Origin of the sequence: Microcoleus sp. C2D2 (assembly GCF_036702495.1) — a bacterium.
GTDB lineage: Bacteria > Cyanobacteriota > Cyanobacteriia > Cyanobacteriales > Microcoleaceae > Microcoleus.
The window spans coordinates 1-1,861 of record NZ_JAUBTO010000364.1 but is presented as its reverse complement, the minus strand read 5'-3'; the positions used below and the strand labels follow the sequence as shown (position 1 = coordinate 1,861).

Genomic DNA, 1,861 nt, shown 5'->3' with positions numbered 1-1,861 from the left:
TCATTGTTATTTGATTATTTTACTAGCTTTTTCATTTTAACTCTTTTGTGACACATTCGCAAAAGTGAGATGCACCCTATCTCACTCCCACAGATACCAAGCCCCTAAATTTTATCGCACTTTGGGAAGAGCGGGGCGATCGCACATTTATTGACTGTTTTTGATGTGATGTTCAACATAAGAGCGCAGCACAGCATTCATTAGAGATTGATAACCTTTTCCTTGGCTTTTAAACCAATCTAATACATCGCTATCAACTCTTAAAGAAATAGCTTGTTTGGTCAGTGGTTTTACCTGTTTTGCTTGTGACCATAAACTCGCATCTAATTCAGAAATATCAGATGTATCGATCGCAGATTCTGGAATATTCTCTAATTCTTCAAGTCGTTTGCGCGAGATAGTCATATTCAAAGTGCCTCAAACTGTGTATACAAAGCGTATATACTTAGAGGATAACATAAAGGGCGATCGGATACTCACTCAGGCGGGCCAAAGCGATCGGGCAAGTCATCAAGAGTTAACCCGCGCGATCGCAAAAAATTTGCCAAAGCTTTCATCTGGGCAATTGTGAATGTCGGCACGTTATCTCCGGCTTCCCAGCGACTCACAGTGCGTACCGATGTCCCAATTTGCCGAGCAAATTCTTCTTGGGACATTCCTAACTCATCTCTGAGTTTTTTCAGCGGTGATTCGCCAGCTTCTTCTTGAGGTTGTCTTCGCTTAATCATTACAAAATATGACATAGTGTCTAGACTACTTGACAAAACAACTTTATCCAGACACTATGTCTATATAGACAGCAAAAGGGCAGAGTACGGGAAATCAGCCCTGCCTTTCTAGTGTCTCATTTTGCCCGCAATCTATCGCAGAACTAGGATGAACTACAAACAACAACTTTACCCGTGGGTGATTTACCGCCACCTGCCCAACCTGCAACGCCTGACTGTGGCGCGTTTTCGCCGCCGAAACGACGCCGAGGAACACTTGCGGATTATCAAAAGATTGCTGCTGCAAGCGGAGTTTGCGATCGCCTTTGAGGTGAATTCGCAACAGCTAACAAATTGTGCAAGATAGTATAAGAGCGATCGAACTTTGGGAATAAAAAGGCGATCGCTTTTCCCATAATTTTAAATGGAGATATAATAGAGAGCAAGCAAAAACTCTTACAACCAAGTCTATGTTTACTTATAGCAAGGTACTGAATCAAGTTAAAAGCCTCACGCTTGCAGACCAACTGCGGTTATTAGAAGAATTGAAAAAGATGATTCAGTTACGGGAAGAAGTTGCCGAAGATGATGAAGTAATTTCAGCAGAAGAAATAGCAGAGAGCGAGGCTGCTTGGCAAGATTACCAAGCTGGTCGCGATCGCGGGATATCCTCCCAAGAACTCAAATTGAAGCTATTTGGAGAAAAACATTGACTGACTACATTCTCCTGAAAGCAGCAGAACGCTATTTATCGCGAATGCAACCGGATGACTAAGTACGAATTGTCAAGGCTTTAGATACTTTAGTAAGTGACGATAGAGGGCTTGACATTAAGCAACTTAAAGGTCGTCCTGAATTAAGGCTGCGAGTGGGTAAATATCGAATACTTTTTGTAGAAGACAGGGAGAACCAAGTATATGTTGTGACTGCGATTAATTCTAGGGGAGATGTTTACAAATAAGGGCGATCGTACTTTGGGAAGAAAAGGGCGATCGCGCTTTGGGAAAAAAGGGCGATCGGTTTTAACTATCTTATCATAATCTAATCAGCATCATACTTACATAACCATGCTGCTATGGTATCCGCTCAATAAATCGGGGTAACAGCAAAAAAAGAAGGTTCACAATCTAGGCACAGCATGGTAGAATATGACG

The 1,861-nt window shown here is 42.1% G+C and carries 4 protein-coding genes; 2 read left to right on the top strand and 2 right to left on the bottom strand.

Annotated features, from left to right (window positions below):
* Positions 1 to 147 precede the first annotated feature (147 nt).
* Positions 148 to 405 carry a BrnA antitoxin family protein gene (locus QUB61_RS39195; protein WP_333136837.1) on the bottom strand — a complete coding sequence of 86 codons (258 nt, stop codon included), beginning with the start codon at positions 403 to 405 and terminating at the stop codon, positions 148 to 150.
* A 71-nt stretch (positions 406 to 476) separates the two neighbouring features.
* A complete protein-coding gene (locus QUB61_RS39190; protein ID WP_041623394.1) occupies positions 477 to 728 on the bottom strand; it encodes a helix-turn-helix transcriptional regulator in 252 nt (83 codons plus the stop codon).
* 148 nt (positions 729 to 876) lie between these two features.
* Here QUB61_RS39190 and QUB61_RS39185 point away from each other — a divergent pair, with 148 nt between their 5' ends.
* Together QUB61_RS39185 and QUB61_RS39180 are read left to right on the top strand one after the other, a co-directional pair.
* Positions 877 to 1,074, top strand: a complete 198-nt coding sequence (locus QUB61_RS39185) for a hypothetical protein (protein WP_333136838.1) — start codon at positions 877 to 879, stop codon at positions 1,072 to 1,074.
* Positions 1,075 to 1,177: 103 nt separating this feature from the next.
* Entirely contained in the window at positions 1,178 to 1,420 is a 243-nt protein-coding gene (locus QUB61_RS39180; RefSeq protein ID WP_333136840.1) for a hypothetical protein, read from the top strand.
* The last annotated feature ends 441 nt before the right edge of the window (positions 1,421 to 1,861 follow it).

Coding starts and splice junctions, on each gene's coding strand:
- QUB61_RS39195 (WP_333136837.1), bottom strand. CDS start 405: ATGACTATCTCGCGCAAACGACTTGAAGAATTAGAGAATATTCCAGAA.
- QUB61_RS39190 (WP_041623394.1), bottom strand. CDS start 728: ATGATTAAGCGAAGACAACCTCAAGAAGAAGCTGGCGAATCACCGCTG.
- QUB61_RS39185 (WP_333136838.1), top strand. CDS start 877: ATGAACTACAAACAACAACTTTACCCGTGGGTGATTTACCGCCACCTG.
- QUB61_RS39180 (WP_333136840.1), top strand. CDS start 1,178: ATGTTTACTTATAGCAAGGTACTGAATCAAGTTAAAAGCCTCACGCTT.